Source organism: Thioalkalivibrio sp. ALE28 (assembly GCF_000377425.1).
Taxonomy (GTDB): domain Bacteria; phylum Pseudomonadota; class Gammaproteobacteria; order Ectothiorhodospirales; family Ectothiorhodospiraceae; genus Thioalkalivibrio.
On record NZ_KB898106.1, the window covers coordinates 1 to 14,569 of the forward strand.

Genomic DNA, 14,569 nt, shown 5'->3' on the forward strand with positions numbered 1-14,569 from the left:
ATGAAGAGCACCAACATGCTCGAGCGGCTGAACGAGGAGATCCGCCGCCGGACCCGGGTGGTCCGGATCTTCCCCAACACCCACAGCTGTCTACGCCTGGTACGGGCCCTGGCCGTCGAAATCCACGAAGGCTGGCTGGAGGACAACCGCTACCTGAACATGGATCTGCTCAAAGAGCACAAGAAAATCCTGCTGAGGCAGGCCGAGGCCGCCTGAGCCATACCGACCAACCGAACATGGCTGACTCACTTCTGCACAACTTGACGCACACAACCTTGCGGTTCCCTTGTGCAGAATAACTGCACGGCAGTCACCGCGCCTTGTTCGCACGCAAAAGCGACTCGAGCGCGGACGTGCGATTCAATCAGCGTCTCCCTAGGTTTCGCGCCCGGAAAGGGCAATGGCCCCGTCGCGGGCAGGGTTGAGCGGGCACCGCCCGTCGCCGATACTGTGTTGTTGACCTGACGACTCGGATTTTTCGTGGAATACGTCCTGATCCTCATCAGTACGATCCTCGTGAACAACTTCGTACTGGTGAAGTTTCTGGGCCTGTGCCCGTTCATGGGGGTCTCGCGCAAGGTCGAGACGGCCACCGGCATGGGCCTGGCCACGACCTTCGTCCTGACGTTGTCCGCCGTCAGTTCCTACGTGATCAATGAATACCTGCTGACCCCGCTCGGGCTGGAATACCTGCGCACCATCGCCTTCATCCTGGTAATCGCGGCGGTGGTGCAGTTCACCGAGCTGGTGGTGCGCAAGACCTCGCCCCTGCTCTACAACGTGCTGGGGATCTTCCTGCCGCTGATCACCACCAACTGCGCGGTGCTGGGCGTGGCCCTGCTCAACGTCCAGGAGGCACACAATTTTGTCGAGTCGGCCCTGTACGGTTTCGGCGCCGCGGTCGGTTTTTCGCTGGTGCTGATCCTGTTCTCCGCGATCCGCGAGCGCATCGCCGTCGCCGATGTGCCGGTGATGTTCCGCGGCAGCGCGATCGCCATGGTCACCGCCGGGCTGATGTCGCTGGCGTTCATGGGCTTCTCCGGGCTGGTGCGGCTGTGAGCGTGCTTTACGCCATCCTCGCGATCGGCGGCCTGGCCGCTGCATTCGGGCTGATCCTGGGGTTCGCCGCGCAGCGCTTCCGGGTCGAGGCCGACCCGGTGGTGGACCAGATCGACGCCCTGCTGCCGCAGACCCAGTGCGGCCAGTGCTCCTACCCCGGCTGCCGGCCGTATGCCGAGGCCATCGCCGCCGGCGAGGCGGACATCAACCGCTGCCCGCCCGGCGGTCAGGCCACGGTCCAGGCCCTGGCCGACCTGCTCGACCGCGAGCCCACCCCGCTGGAGGAAGAAGAGCAGGAGAAGGCCGTCGCGATCATCGACGAGAACATCTGCATCGGCTGCACCCTGTGCATTCAGGCCTGCCCGGTGGATGCCATCCTCGGGGCCGCCAAGCAGATGCACACCGTGATCGAGGAGGAATGCACCGGATGCGAGCTGTGCATCGAGCCCTGTCCGGTCGACTGCATCACCATGGTTCCGGTCGGCACCGACATCACCGAATGGCGCTGGTCGGAACCGGAACCCTCGCCCATCGAGCAGCCCATCAAGCGGCCCATCCACGCCATCGCGGACGGTTCGGGGGCTTCCGACTGAGTCGGATGTCCGCAAACCGTTAGAATACGCTTATGCAGCTGCATCGCTTCCACGGGGGCCTGAAACTGGCCGACGAGACCGAAGCCAGCACCCGCGATCCGGTGCTGGTGATGGGCGTGCCTCCGCAGCTGATCGTCCCGCTGGGCCAGCACATCGGCGAGGCCGCGGAGCCCTGCGTGGCGGTCGGCGACTACGTGACCAAGGGTCAGCGCATCGGCCAGTCCAAGGGATATATCGCCGCCCACGTGCACGCCCCCAGTTCCGGGGAGGTGATCGAGATCGCCCCGCACGCGGTGCCCCATCCCTCCGGTCTGGACGCCCCCTGTGTGGTCATCCAGACCGACGGGCGCGACGCCTGGGGCGACACCCGCATGGAACCCTGGCTGGACTGGGATACCCGCGAGCCGCGCAAGCTGCGCCAGCGCATCCGCGACGCCGGCATCGTCGGGCTGGGCGGGGCCGCCTTTCCCACCGCGGTCAAGCTCAACCCGCGCGCCGGTCAGCGCATCCATACATTGATCGTGAACGGGGCCGAGTGCGAGCCCTACATCAGCGCCGATGACATGCTGCTGCGCACCGCCCCGGAGGCGGTGTTCGAGGGCATTCGCATCGTCGCCCACCTGCTGGACGTCGAACGGGTGCTGTTCGCGGTGGAAGACAACATGCCCGAGGCGATGCGGGCCCTCACCGAAAACCTGCCGGGCGAACTGCGCGAGCTGATCCAGCTGGTCTCGGTCCCCTCCCTCTACCCCACCGGCGGCGAACGCCAGCTGATCAAGGTGCTGACCGGCCAGGAGGTTCCCAGCGGCGGTCTTCCGGCCGATGTCGGGATGGTCTGCAACAATCCCGGCACCTTCAAGGCGGTCTGCGACGCGATCATCCAGGGGCGCCCCCTGCTGTCGCGCATCGTCACCGTTACCGGGCCGGGCGTGCGGCACCCGCGCAATGTCGAGGCCCTGCTGGGGACCCCGTTCGCCGACGTCATCGCCGCGACCGGCGGTTACGCCGATGGGGTGGATCGCCTGGTGATGGGCGGCCCGATGATGGGTTTCGCGGTCCACGACGACGCCATACCCGTGATCAAGGGCACCAACTGCCTGCTCGCCACTCGCCCCCAGGACACCCCGCCCCCGGGGCCGGTGATGCCCTGCATCCGCTGCGGCGAGTGTGCGGCCGCCTGCCCCGCCCAGTTGCTGCCGCAGCAGCTCTACTGGCAGGCCAAGGCCAAGGACTTCGACGCGATCCAGGACTACGGCCTGTTCGACTGCATCGAGTGCGGCTGCTGCGCGCATGTCTGCCCCAGCAACATCCCGCTGGTGCAGTACTACCGCTACGCCAAGAACGAGATCTGGGCGCGCGAGAAGGAACGGCAGAAGTCCGACATCGCCCGCGAACGCTATGAGTTCCGCCAGGAGCGCATCGAGCGCGAGGAACGCGAGAAGGCCGAGCGCATGGCCAGGAAGAAGGCGGCGGTAAAGAAGAAAGAGGGCGAGGAAGGCGCCGACGACGACAAGCAGGCCGCCATCCAGGCCGCGCTGGAACGCGCCCGCGCGCGCAAGGCCGCCAAGGCCGCACAACCCGCCGAGACCCCGGGGGACGGACAGGACAACGCCGGCACCGCGGAGGCCGGCACATCCAGCGAATCCGGCCCGCGCGATTCCACGGACTCGGGCAGCCGCTGATGCGCTTTCGCACCGAATCCTCGCCGCACATGATCCCGGCCCACTCGGTGGGCGGGGTCATGCAGCAGGTCCAGATGGCCCTGGTACCCGGCACCCTGGCCATGGCCTGGTTCTTCGGCTGGGGCGTCCTGGTCAACGTGGTCCTGGCGGTGCTGTTCGCCGTGGCCTTCGAGGCTGCGATCGTGGCGGCCCGCAAGCGCCCGGTCATGGCCACCCTGAGCGACAACTCGGCCATCGTGACCGGCTGGCTGTTCGCCCTTGCCGTACCGCCGCTGACGCCGATCTGGGTCACCCTGATCGGTATCGCCTTCGCGATCGTGGTGGCCAAGCACCTGTATGGCGGGCTCGGCTACAACCCGTTCAACCCCGCGATGGTCGGCTACGTGGTCGTGCTGGTCTCGTTCCCGCGGGAGATGGCCCTGTGGCCCGCGCCGGACACCCTCTCCGACCTGTCGCTGGGCCTGGGCCAGACGCTGCAGACCGTGCTCACTGGCAGCCTCCCGGCCGCACTCGAGTGGGACACGATCACCCGCGCCACGCCCCTGGACGCAATGCGCGAGGGCCTGGGGGCCGGGCGGACCGTCAGCGAGGTCACCGCGAGCCCGCTGTTCGGCAGCTTCAGCGAGACCAGCTGGGAGTGGATCGGCAATTTCTTCCTGCTCGGCGGCCTGTACCTGCTGTTCCGGCGCATCATCCACTGGCATATCCCGCTGGCGGTGATCCTGGGCGTGGCCATCCCGGCCGGCTTCTTCTGGATGCTGGACCCGGATTCCTTTGCCTCGCCGGCGTTCCACGTGTTCAGTGGCGCGGTCATCATCGGCGCCTTCTTCATCGCCACCGATCCGGTCTCCGCCTCCACCACGCCGCTGGGTCGCATCCTCTACGGCGCCGGCATCGGCGTGCTGATCTTCATTATCCGCACCTGGGGCGGCTACCCGGATGCGGTCGCCTTCGCCGTGCTGCTGATGAATATGGTCGCCCCGACCCTGGACCACCTGACGCGGCCGCGCATCTTCGGGCGCTCGCGCCGCGGACCGCCGCCGGGGGACGGGCATGCTTGACCTGAAGCCCCGCGACATCCTGCTGGCCACCGCCCTGCTCGCCGGCTTTGCGGCCGCCGGGGCGGGGATCGTCGCTCTCGTCCAGGGCACGACCGAGGCCCGCATCGAAGAGAACCGCATGGCGGTCAACCGCAACCGCATCGCGGAGCTGACCGGCGACCTGGATTACCGGAACGACCCCGTGCACGACACCATCGATCTCGGCCATGACCTCCTGGGCGGTGACCACCTGCCGGCCTGGTTCGCCCGCGATGCCGATGACGAAGTGGTCGGCATCGTGTTTTCCGCGATCGCGCGCGATGGCTACAGTGGCGACATCCACCTGCTGATCGGCGTAGATCGCGACGGCGAGCTCCAGGGGGTGCGCGTCTCCGCGCATCGCGAAACCCCGGGTCTGGGTGACGCCATCGAGGCCGAGCGCTCCGACTGGATCCACGACTTCGACGGCCGCTCGCTGGGGAACCCCCCGGCCGAGGACTGGCACGTGCGCAAGGACGGCGGCGTGTTCGACCAGTTCACCGGCGCCACCATCACCCCGCGTGCGGTGGTTCGCGCCGTTTATCGCACGCTGCAATACTTCGACGAACACCGCGAGGAGCTGCTGGCGACCCGGCCCGACGACGCCCGCTCCATGGCGGAACCGCTCCCGCAGCCCGAGGACCACGGGGACGACGAGGCAAGCCGATGAACCCGACCCTGACCGACATCATTCGCGACGGCCTGTGGCACAACAACCCCGGGCTGGTGCAGCTGCTGGGGCTGTGCCCCCTGCTGGCGATCTCCGGCACCATGGTCAACGCGATCGGTCTCGGCATTGCGACCACCCTGACCCTGCTGCTGTCCAATGTGCTGGTCTCGCTGATCCGCAACCACGCGCGCCCGGAGATCCGCATCCCGGTGTACGTGCTGATCATCGCCTCCATCGTCACCGCGATCGAGCTGGCGATGAATGCCTGGTTCCACGGGCTGTACCTGATCCTCGGGATCTTTATCCCGCTGATCGTCACCAACTGCGCCATCATCGGTCGCGCCGAGGCCTTCGCCTCGCGCAACTCGGTGCCGCGCGCCGCCCTGGACGGCCTGATGATGGGCCTGGGCTTCACCGGCGTGCTGATCGCCCTGGGTGCGCTGCGCGAGGTCCTTGGCCAGGGCACGCTGATGGCCAATGCCCACCTGCTGTTCGGCGAGTGGGGGCACGGGATGACCCTGCAGCTCTATCCCTCCGAGCACGGCTTCCTGCTGGCCCTGCTGCCCCCGGGCGCCTTCATGGCCATGGGCCTGCTGATCGCCGCGAAGAACTGGATCGACAGCCAGTTCGAGCCGGAGCCGACCGCCAGCCGCGACGAGAGCGCCACCGAATCCGAAGCCGCACCCGACAACGCCTGAACCGAACCGGCCTTGATTCCTGGCCGTCAGCCGGTAAACTTCCGGCGCCACGAATCCGTTCTACCGGGGCCGCGCGCCCCGGACACTCAAACGTCCCAGGAGATTGGCATGGCTGGACATTTCCCGTTTGCTGGCAAGCGCGGCACGCGCTACGGCCTCGCCCCGCGCGGCACGATCGCCGCCTTTTTCGAGAACCACGGGTTCAACGACAACCTGCAGGAGAAGTACTACAAGTGGTGGTACGACTGGGCCAAGGACTTCGTCGAGAAGGACAGCGACCTGTCCTACACCATGATCCGCAAGTTCGACAGCTACCCGATGGGCACCCACGCCCACCACTCGTTCCACCTGAACGACAAGTACTGGCCGAGCTGCCTGGACGAACTGGGTTCGTTCATCCGCGACGTCATCTTCCCGAAGCTGGACGAGAAGGCGATGCATGATCTGGAAGAGAAGCACGCCAAGCTGATCAAGGATCTGGAGAAGGAAGCCGAATCCAACCCGCGCGACGCCGCGCCGGATGTCGGCATGTTCCGCCACGTCTGAGCAACGCCACTACGCGAGTTGCCGGCCCCGCGAAGCGGGGCCGGTTTGTTTGGAGCCTCCGCATCCATGAACGCCGCAAAGCGAGAAGCCATCTTCGAGCGCCTGAAGGCGGCAAACCCCGAGCCGACCACCGAGCTCGAGTACGACACACCGTTCGAACTGCTGATCGCGGTCATCCTGTCGGCCCAGGCCACGGATGTCGGCGTCAACAAGGCCACCCGCCGCCTCTACCCCGTCGCCAACACCCCCGAGGGCATCCTCGAACTGGGCCTGGACGGGCTGAAGGAACACATCAAGACCATCGGCCTGTACAACGCCAAGGCCGAGAACGTGATCAAGACCTGCCGCATCCTGGTCGACCAGCACGGCGGCGAGGTTCCACGCGACCGCAAGTCGCTGGAGGCCCTGCCGGGTGTGGGCCGCAAGACCGCCAACGTCATCCTCAACACCGCCTTTGGCGTGCCGACCATCGCGGTGGATACCCATATCTTCCGGGTCGCCAACCGTACCGGGCTGGCCAGGGGCAAGACCGTGCTCGAGGTGGAGAAGCGCCTGATGCGCCTGACCCCGAAGGCCTACTTGCAGGACGCCCATCACTGGCTGATCCTGCACGGCCGCTACGTCTGCAAGGCGCGCAAGCCGGAGTGCTGGCGCTGCCCGATCGCCGACCTGTGCGAATACAAGGCCAAGACCCCGCCGCCCGCGGGCGCCTGACACCCCCAACTCCGAGGACAACCCGCATGTACGGCAACCGCGACCAGATCCGTACCCAGTTCGTCGACGCCTGGCAGAAGGCGCAGGCCGGCGAGCCAGTCACCGACCTGGAGCAGCAACTGGTGGACGTGATCTCGGAACACCCCGAGTACCACGAATACCTGAAGGACCGCGAGACCGCGCTGACCGGCGAGTTCCCGCCCGAGCTGGGCACCTCCAATCCGTTCCTGCACATGGCGATGCACCTGAGCCTGCGCGACCAGGCGCGGACCGACCGGCCCGCGGGCATCCGCGAACTGCACCAGGGCCTGTGCGCCCGGTTTGGCGTGATGGACGCCGAGCACCGCATGATGGAATGCCTCGGCCAGACCCTGTGGGAAGCCCAGCGCAGCAACAGCGCACCGGACGAGAACGCCTACCTCGAGTGCCTCAAGCGCCTGGCGAGCCGGTAGCCGACTGTTCGGCCGGCGCCGGCTGCCGGTCCAGTCCCAGCCGATCCAGCAGCACCAGCATCGCAGGGGTGAACAGCAACGTCAGCGGCGTGGCGACAAACAGCCCCCCGGCGATCGCGGTCGCGAGCTGCACCCAGAAGCCGGTCACCGGCGCCCCGACGTAGAAATCCCTGCCGGCGAAGTCCACGGTCCAGGCCAGCACCATCGGCATCAGGCCGAGGATGGTGGTGATCGCGGTCAGCAGCACCGGCCGCATGCGCTGGGCCGCCGCGCGCAGGGCCGCCTCCAGGGCATCCAGCCCGCGTCGACGCTGCTCGTTGTAGGTGTCGATCAGCACGATGTTGTTGTTCACCACGATCCCGGCCAGCGCCAGCACCCCGATCCCGCTCATCACGATGCCGAATGGCTCCCCGCGCAGCAGCAGGGCCAGTAGCACCCCGGCGGTGGAGAACACGATCGCCGACATCACCAGCAGCGCCTGCGAGAACCGGTTGAACTGGGTAACCATCATCGCGAGCATCAGGAACAGCGACAGCGCAAAGGCCGCGAGCAGGAAGCGCGCCGCCTCGGCCTGCTCCTCGGCCTGGCCGCGAAACCGCAGCTGCACCTCCGGGTCCAGGTCCATGCCGGCGATGCGCGCCTCCAGCGCGCGCTGGCGCTCGTCCACCAGGTAGCCACTGGCCGCATCCGCCTCGAGGCTGTAGGCGCGATCGCCGTCGCGGCGCTTGATCAGACCGGTGGCCGGTACCGGCACCAGTTCCGCGAAATGCGCCAGCGGCACCAGCCCGGTCGCGCCGGGCAGGTTCAGGGTGGCCAGTTGCTGCAGGTGGCGCTGCTCCGCCGGCAGGCGCAGGCGGATATCCACCTCCTCGTCGCTGTAGTCCGGGCGGTAGCTGCCGAGCTGGATGCCGCGGGTCAGCAGCTGCACCCCCTCGCCCAACAGCGGCACGTCCACGCCGAAGCGCGCCGCCTGCTCACGATCGAAGCGCACCTCCAGCTCCACCCCGGGCAGTGGCAGGTCGTCGGTCACGTCCTCGAAGCCGCCCAGCTCGTCCATCGCACTGCGGATCTCGCGGATCACCGGCGCGATGCGGTCAGCCTGGCGGCTGGAGGCCTCGACCACGATCGGCCGGCCCTCGCGCGGCCCGCGTTCCTGGGCGCGAAACTGCAGGCGGATGCCCGGCAGGTCGGCGGTACGCTCGCGCAGGTCCTCGATGATCGCGGCCGCCGGCGGGCGCTCGCGCCAGGAGATCAGTTCCAGCTGGATCAGGCCGACCAGGTCTTCCGGGTAGTCGCCCTGCAGCCGCCCGAGCTGGGTACCGATGGTCCGCGCATAGACATGCTGGATCTGCGGCACCCCCTGCAGGCGCCCCTCCACCTGTCTCACCAGGGCGTCCGCCTCCCACACCGACAGGTCGCCGCGCGCCTGTACCTGCACCTGCACGAAGTCGGGCTCCACCTGCGGGAAGAACTCCACCCCGCGCCCCTGCTGGGCATACAGCGCATAGGCGGCGGCGACCAGCGCCAGCGTGCCCGCGAGCGTCCAGACGGGGCGGCGCACCAGCGGCTGCAGCAGGCGGATATAGGCACGGGTCAGGCCCTGCAGTTCGTCATAGCGGCCGTCCTCGGCCGCGCGCACGTAGCGCGTCTGGGCCGCGTTGATCGGGCGGCTCTGGCCGATCACGGACCCCAGCGCCGGGATGAACACCAGCGCCATCGCCAGCGAGGCGATCAGGGTCACGATCACCGTGGCGGGGAGGTAGACGATGAACTCGCCGACCATGCCGGGCCACAGCAGCATCGGCGCGAACACCGCCAGCGTGGTCCCGATCGCGGTGGTGATCGGCCAGGACATGCGCTGCGCCGCGGCGCGGAAGGCCTCCCGCCGCGGCATGCCCTCGGCCACATAGCGGTCAGCCAGCTCCACCACCACGACCGCGCCATCCACCAGCATGCCGACCACCAGAATCAGCCCGAACAGCACCACCACATTGAGCGTGAAGCCCATCAGATAGATCGCCAGGATGCCGCCGAGGAAGGCCCCGGGGATGGCCACCCCCACCAGCAGGGCCGCGCGCGCGCCCATCATTGCCAGAATCACCAGCGCCACGATCAGCACCGCAGCGATCACGCTGTTCTCGAGATCGCCCAGCAGGTCGTCGACATCGCGCGCCATGTCCTGCAGGTAGGTGACCTCGACCGTCTCCGGCCAGTCGGCCCGCGCCACCTCGATGGTCGCGCGTGCGGCCGCCACCACCTCCAGGATGTTGGCCTCCGAGGCCTTGCGGATCTCCAGCGACACCGAGGGCTGGCCGTCGATGCGGGTGAAGCCTTCCGGGTCCAGATAGCTCTGGCGGACCTCGGCGACATCGCGCACTCGCACCACCGCGTCGCCCTCCACCCGGATCGCGGTATCCAGCACGTCGTCGACGTCATCGATGGTGCCCGGCACCCGCAACGGGATGCGCCCGGCGCCGGTATCCAGCGCCCCGGCCGCAACCAGACGGTTGTTGCGTTCGATCGCCCGGGTCAGCTCGTCGAACGACAGCTCGAAGGTCTCCAGCACCAACGGATCGACCAGCACCTCCATCTGCTCCTCGCGATCGCCGCCGACATCCGCCTCCAGCACCCCGGGGATCGCCTCCACGCGGTCGCGCAGGTCGCGCGCCAGACGCACCAGCGTGCGCTCGTCCAGCGGCCCGGACAGGTTCAGCGTGAGCACCGGGAACAGCGACAGGTCGACCTCGGAGACGCTCGGGTCCTCGGCCCCGGCGGGCAGTTCCGGGCGCACCTGGTCGACCTCCTCGCGCAGGTCCGACAGGGCCCGGCGGTTGTCCCAGCCGGGCTCGAAGTCCAGCCGCACCAGGGCAAAGCCCTCGCCGGCCCAGGACTGCATCTCGTCCACCCCGGGCAGGGTCTGCAATTCGCGCTCCAGCGGGCGCAGCATCAGGCGCTCGGCATCCTCCGGACTGACCCCCGGATAGGGCACGGACACGAAGAAGATGGGGATGTCGATCTCGGGGGCCGCCTCCTTGGGCACCACCTGGTAGGCGGTCGCGCCCAGCACCAGGATCAGTAGCAGGAACAGCAGCACCGTCCGGGCGTGCTCCACCGCCCAGGCGATCAGGGCTTTCACCGCAGGGCCTCGCCCACCGGTTCCGGCCCGGCCGCGCCCGTCGATGCCTCCATGGGCCGGGGCTGCACGGTCTCGCCCGGGGTCACGAAGCCGTGGCCGATGGTGATCACCCGCGCGCGCTCCGGCAGCCCGGTAACCCAGACGCCGTCGGTGGCGGCACGGATCACCTCAACCGCGTGGAAGACCACCCGGTCGTCGTCATCCACCGTCTTCACCCCGACCCGGCCGCTGTCGTCCAGCCCCATCCAGGCCGGCGACAGCTTGTGCGCCGCGACCGTCTCGGTCGGGATCTCGACCCCGGCGCTGATCCCCGAGGGCAGCGCCTCGTCGGCATTCGGGACCTCGACCTCCACGCGGAAGGTCTGGGTGCCAGCCTCGGCCACCCGCGAGACGAACCGCACCTCGCCCTCGGCGCGACGCCCGTCGAGGAAGCGAATACGCGCCGCCTGGCCCGACTCCACCCGCCCGATCTGGTGCTGCGGCACGTGCACCACCGCCAGCAGCGGGTCGTTGTCCACGATCTCCGCTACCGGGTCTCCACGGGCCACGAAGTCGCCCCGTTCCGCCAGACGCTGATTCACCACCCCGGCCACCGGCGCGATGATGCGCGTGTTGCGGATATCCAGCTCGATCGCCTCTAGCTCCGCGCGGGCGGCCTCGCGCTCGGCCTCGCGGGCCTCCAGCTGGGTGCGCGACACATGGCCCTGATCGTGCAACCGCTGGGCGGCCTCGAATTCGCTCTCGGCGCCGCGCAGCCGGGCGATCGCCTGGCGCCGGCGCGCCTGGCGGTCATCCATGCGCAGCCGCGCCAGGGGCGCGTCGGCCGCCACGCGTTCCCCGCGGGCCACCTCCCACTCGGCCACCTGGCCGGCGGTCTCGGCGCGCACCAGCACGCGCAGATCCGGCTCCACCCGCCCCTGCAGCACCAGCAGGCGCTCCACCGGCTCCGCCTCCAGCGCGGTCACGGCCACGGCCATCGGCTGCGGCTCGGCCGCCCGCGGCGCCTCGTCGGCCTCGCGCCCGAACATCCCCGAGGCGATCCAGAGGATCACCAGCAGCAGGATGCCCAGCGCGATCAGCACGCGCGCCTGCCCGCGCAGGCGCTGCCACCAGGAATCAGCCATCGCAGCGCCTCCGCTGTATGCCGGCGGTACTCACTTTGCCCCGCCGAACAGACGCTGCCACCAGCGCCGGCGGCTCCCGGTCGGCGGCATCGCCGCCTCCAGGTCCACCGGCGGCACGCGCGACAGCACCCAGCCCGGCAGCACCCGCAGCCCCGAGGAGCCGCAGCTGGAGCCGAGGTTGTTGGGGTCGAAGATCTTCACGAATTCCGGCGCCTCGCGGTCATCGACGTAGACGATCCCGCAGTAGTCCTCGTCGTGATCCTGCCGCAGCAGGGTGTCGACCTCGTCGATGAAACGCCGGAAATCCTCTGCGGAGACCGGTTCCACGGGCACGGTATCCCCTACCGCGTAGATGTACCAGCCGCCATCGGCGCGGTCGCGCAGCCGCGTCCACAGCCGCTCCAGCTGCTCCCAGTACAGGATGCCGGTGGAACCGGCCTCGAAACGTTGCAGGAAGTCGGGCACGGGCCCTTGGGACGCTGGATTCATACGGAGATCCGTTTATCCGGAAAAGACCCTTATCCTAGGGAAACACTGATCAATGTACACACTCGCGTTGGCACCCCAGGTTCTTCGAGACCAGGCGCGTCGTGCGGCGGGTAGTGGTTCTACCCGCCCGTTTTCGATGGATTCGGGGCGCAACGCAGGATCGGGGAACCTGGGGTGCCAACCCCACAACCTATTGAACGAAGGGGCTCGGCCGCCCGTTGTTGACAAAAACGGGCGCGGGAACGGCGTTGCGGCTCCCTTGTGCAGAATGACTGCACGGCAGTCACCGCGCCTTGTTCGCACGCAAAAGCGACTCGAGCGCGAGCGTGCACATGAATCAGTGTTTCCCTCGGGAAACAGCGGTGAATGTACACGCTCGTGTAGTTCCCGCATGGCTTGCAGGGAACCCCCGACCGGGGCCAGGCTCTTAAACGGAAAGCCTTTAGCCAAGAAGACTGCGCCATGCGAACCATCTCCCACGCCACTTCCCTGCGCGCCGAGCCGGAACGGGTCTTCGAGTTGCTGAGTCACGTGCCCAACTTTGTCGACCTGTGCGACCACGTCGAGCATATCGAGTGCCTGGGTGACGACTGCTATCGCTGGACCATTCGGGCCGCCGGGATGCGCATGGATTTCGATGTCGAGGTCTGCACCGCGATCGCGCCGGAGCACTTTGCCTGGCGCTCCATCCGCGGGGTGCAGAACCGGGGCAGCTACCGCCTGAGCCCCGAGGGCGAGGACCGCACGCGCGTGGAGTTCGAACTGGAGTACAAGCTGAACCCGCTGCTCGACGCGGCCGTGCGGCGCGCGGCCCAGTCGCTGGTCGACCGGGTGTCGGGCCAGCTGATGGCACGGGCCCAGCAGTGGCTGGACGCCGAGGCGGCCCGTTCCTGACCCCAAACCTGGCCCCAGCGTGGCCGGGTGTCAGGCGGTCTCCGCCGCGGCGCTGGCATCGGGGCGCGCCAGCAGGTCGCGCAGGGTGCGCCCGTTCAGGCGCTCCTCGCGCGCCTGATCCACCTCTTTCAGCGTCGTCTCCACACTCAGGCTGCCGCGCAGACGACGAATGGCGTGGTCATCACTGTCCTCGCGCAGCGCCTCCAGGATTTCGTCCACGCGGATCGCGTCCAGGTCGCGGGCCGGTACCAGATGCTGGCCCTCGCTTCCCGCCTTCAACAGCAGACCGGCCTCTTCCAACCGGCGCGCCGCATCACCCAGGGCATTGCCCGGCACCGCCAGGGTCGCGGCCACCTCGTCCAGGGTGGGTGCCGGGCGCCCGTCGTGAAAGCGCTGGCCGACCTGCTGCATCAGGTGCAGCCCCATGCGTTCGCGTGCCGCCCCGGACAGGCGCAGGCGGATGCCGCGCACGTTCATGTACTCCGGGTGCTGGACGAAGAAGGCGACATTGGCCCCGATCAGCAGGATCAGCCAGGCGAGGTAGATCCAGATCAGCAGCATGATCATGATGGCGAAGCTGGAATAGATCGCCGCATAACGGGTGGAACCCGCCACCATGTTGGCGAATACCCAGCCCACGCTCTGCCACAGGAAACCGGCCACCACCGCGCCGATCAGCGCCGGGAGGATCTTGACCCGGGTGTTCGGCACGAACACGTAGATGAACGCGAACGCGGAGATGATCAGGATGTACGGCACCAGCCGCGAGATCTCGGTAATCAGCATGCCGAAGGGTTCGACCCCGGCAATCGCCTGCATCGCGGCCGATGACATCACCGTGGCGGTCAGCCCCAGCGCCGAGACCACCAGCACCGGACCAATCAGGATCACCGACAGGTAGTTGGAAAAGCGCTGGGCCAGGCTGCGGCTGTTCTCCACCCGCCAGATGGTGTTGAAGGCCAGCTCGATCTTCTGCACCAGTGCGATCACGGTGTACACGAGGAACAGCAGGCCCACGAAGCCGAGCACGCCCACGCGCATATTGTCGACAAAGTCGAGCACGTTGTGGGCGATCTCCACCCCCTGCTCGCCCAGCGGCTCGAGCACGCCCAGCAGGAACGGCTCCACCGCATTGTGGGCACCAAAGGCCTTGAGCACCGAGAACGACAGCGCCAGCAGCGGCACCATCGACAGCAGGGTGGTGTAGACCAGGCTCATCGCCCGCAGCGTCAGCTGGCCCTCGGAGACCTCGCGGGCCAGGCCGAACAGGCCCCGCACGACACCCAGCGGGACCGCCTTCCACCAGGGCAGCGCCGAGAGGTCCGTGTCCTGGACCAGCTCGACCAGCTGGCGCCGGCGGGCATCCAGGCGTTCGGCCCAGGCTACGCCCGCCACGCATCACTCCCGTGGGTATGTGGCCCCGTCACCAGGCC

General features: G+C 68.2%; 15 protein-coding genes. 11 read left to right on the forward strand and 4 right to left on the reverse strand.

Features of this window, described 5'->3' with window-relative positions; all coding sequences use genetic code 11:
• The 10 genes from D105_RS14280 to D105_RS0112030 all read left to right on the forward strand — a co-directional run.
• Window positions 1–216, forward strand: a 216-nt coding sequence (locus tag D105_RS14280) for a transposase (RefSeq protein WP_019558383.1), incomplete at its 5' end; no start/stop codon positions are given.
• Window positions 217–480: 264 nt separating this feature from the next.
• Entirely contained in the window at window positions 481–1,059 is a 579-nt protein-coding gene (gene rsxA, locus D105_RS0111990) for an electron transport complex subunit RsxA (protein WP_018866879.1), read from the forward strand.
• Window positions 1,056–1,652: an electron transport complex subunit RsxB gene (rsxB, locus tag D105_RS0111995; protein ID WP_018875761.1), complete on the forward strand. Its 597-nt coding sequence runs from the start codon at window positions 1,056–1,058 to the stop codon at window positions 1,650–1,652. The genes rsxA and rsxB overlap by 4 nt, the downstream gene beginning before the upstream one ends.
• A gap of 32 nt (window positions 1,653–1,684) precedes the next feature.
• Window positions 1,685–3,334, forward strand: coding sequence for an electron transport complex subunit RsxC (gene rsxC / locus D105_RS0112000; protein ID WP_018878552.1), 1,650 nt, complete (start codon window positions 1,685–1,687; stop codon window positions 3,332–3,334).
• Entirely contained in the window at window positions 3,334–4,395 is a 1,062-nt protein-coding gene (rsxD, locus tag D105_RS0112005; RefSeq protein ID WP_018866882.1) for an electron transport complex subunit RsxD, read from the forward strand. Before rsxC ends, rsxD begins: the two co-directional genes overlap by 1 nt.
• A complete protein-coding gene (gene rsxG, locus D105_RS0112010; protein ID WP_018866883.1) occupies window positions 4,388–5,083 on the forward strand; it encodes an electron transport complex subunit RsxG in 696 nt (231 codons plus the stop codon). The genes rsxD and rsxG overlap by 8 nt, the downstream gene beginning before the upstream one ends.
• On the forward strand, window positions 5,080–5,781 hold the full coding sequence (locus D105_RS0112015; RefSeq protein ID WP_018866884.1) for an electron transport complex subunit E: 702 nt from the start codon (window positions 5,080–5,082) through the stop codon (window positions 5,779–5,781). The genes rsxG and D105_RS0112015 overlap by 4 nt, the downstream gene beginning before the upstream one ends.
• A 108-nt stretch (window positions 5,782–5,889) precedes the next feature.
• Complete coding sequence (locus D105_RS0112020) at window positions 5,890–6,327, forward strand: hypothetical protein (RefSeq protein WP_018878553.1); 438 nt, start codon at window positions 5,890–5,892, stop codon at window positions 6,325–6,327.
• 66 nt (window positions 6,328–6,393) lie between these two features.
• Window positions 6,394–7,041 carry an endonuclease III gene (gene nth / locus D105_RS0112025; RefSeq protein WP_018878554.1) on the forward strand — a complete coding sequence of 216 codons (648 nt, stop codon included), beginning with the start codon at window positions 6,394–6,396 and terminating at the stop codon, window positions 7,039–7,041.
• A gap of 26 nt (window positions 7,042–7,067) precedes the next feature.
• Window positions 7,068–7,493 carry a DUF1841 family protein gene (locus D105_RS0112030; RefSeq protein WP_018866887.1) on the forward strand — a complete coding sequence of 142 codons (426 nt, stop codon included), beginning with the start codon at window positions 7,068–7,070 and terminating at the stop codon, window positions 7,491–7,493.
• Here D105_RS0112030 and D105_RS0112035 read toward each other — a convergent pair.
• Genes D105_RS0112035 through D105_RS0112045 form a run of 3 tightly spaced genes read right to left on the reverse strand, consistent with a single transcriptional unit; the run spans window position 7,471 to window position 12,242 of the window.
• A complete protein-coding gene (locus D105_RS0112035; protein ID WP_018878555.1) occupies window positions 7,471–10,629 on the reverse strand; it encodes an efflux RND transporter permease subunit in 3,159 nt (1,052 codons plus the stop codon). The genes D105_RS0112030 and D105_RS0112035 overlap by 23 nt on opposite strands.
• On the reverse strand, window positions 10,626–11,753 hold the full coding sequence (locus tag D105_RS0112040; protein ID WP_018878556.1) for an efflux RND transporter periplasmic adaptor subunit: 1,128 nt from the start codon (window positions 11,751–11,753) through the stop codon (window positions 10,626–10,628). Before D105_RS0112040 ends, D105_RS0112035 begins: the two co-directional genes overlap by 4 nt.
• A 30-nt stretch (window positions 11,754–11,783) precedes the next feature.
• Window positions 11,784–12,242, reverse strand: a complete 459-nt coding sequence (locus D105_RS0112045; protein ID WP_026279246.1) for a hypothetical protein — start codon at window positions 12,240–12,242, stop codon at window positions 11,784–11,786.
• A gap of 462 nt (window positions 12,243–12,704) precedes the next feature.
• Between D105_RS0112045 and D105_RS0112050 the strand changes: the two genes are divergently transcribed.
• On the forward strand, window positions 12,705–13,136 hold the full coding sequence (locus D105_RS0112050) for an SRPBCC family protein (RefSeq protein ID WP_018878557.1): 432 nt from the start codon (window positions 12,705–12,707) through the stop codon (window positions 13,134–13,136).
• 30 nt (window positions 13,137–13,166) lie between these two features.
• Here the strand turns inward: D105_RS0112050 and D105_RS0112055 are convergent, their stop codons facing one another.
• Window positions 13,167–14,531 carry a YihY/virulence factor BrkB family protein gene (locus D105_RS0112055; RefSeq protein ID WP_018878558.1) on the reverse strand — a complete coding sequence of 455 codons (1,365 nt, stop codon included), beginning with the start codon at window positions 14,529–14,531 and terminating at the stop codon, window positions 13,167–13,169.
• Window positions 14,532–14,569 lie beyond the last annotated feature (38 nt).

What these genes read in the sequence shown, in the direction of transcription:
- rsxC (WP_018878552.1), top strand. Translation starts at nt 1,685, where the DNA reads ATGCAGCTGCATCGCTTCCACGGGGGCCTGAAACTGGCCGACGAGACC.
- rsxD (WP_018866882.1), top strand. Translation starts at nt 3,334, where the DNA reads ATGCGCTTTCGCACCGAATCCTCGCCGCACATGATCCCGGCCCACTCG.
- rsxG (WP_018866883.1), top strand. Translation starts at nt 4,388, where the DNA reads ATGCTTGACCTGAAGCCCCGCGACATCCTGCTGGCCACCGCCCTGCTC.
- D105_RS0112015 (WP_018866884.1), top strand. Translation starts at nt 5,080, where the DNA reads ATGAACCCGACCCTGACCGACATCATTCGCGACGGCCTGTGGCACAAC.
- D105_RS0112020 (WP_018878553.1), top strand. Translation starts at nt 5,890, where the DNA reads ATGGCTGGACATTTCCCGTTTGCTGGCAAGCGCGGCACGCGCTACGGC.
- nth (WP_018878554.1), top strand. Translation starts at nt 6,394, where the DNA reads ATGAACGCCGCAAAGCGAGAAGCCATCTTCGAGCGCCTGAAGGCGGCA.
- D105_RS0112030 (WP_018866887.1), top strand. Translation starts at nt 7,068, where the DNA reads ATGTACGGCAACCGCGACCAGATCCGTACCCAGTTCGTCGACGCCTGG.
- D105_RS0112040 (WP_018878556.1), bottom strand. Translation starts at nt 11,753, where the DNA reads ATGGCTGATTCCTGGTGGCAGCGCCTGCGCGGGCAGGCGCGCGTGCTG.
- D105_RS0112045 (WP_026279246.1), bottom strand. Translation starts at nt 12,242, where the DNA reads ATGAATCCAGCGTCCCAAGGGCCCGTGCCCGACTTCCTGCAACGTTTC.
- D105_RS0112050 (WP_018878557.1), top strand. Translation starts at nt 12,705, where the DNA reads ATGCGAACCATCTCCCACGCCACTTCCCTGCGCGCCGAGCCGGAACGG.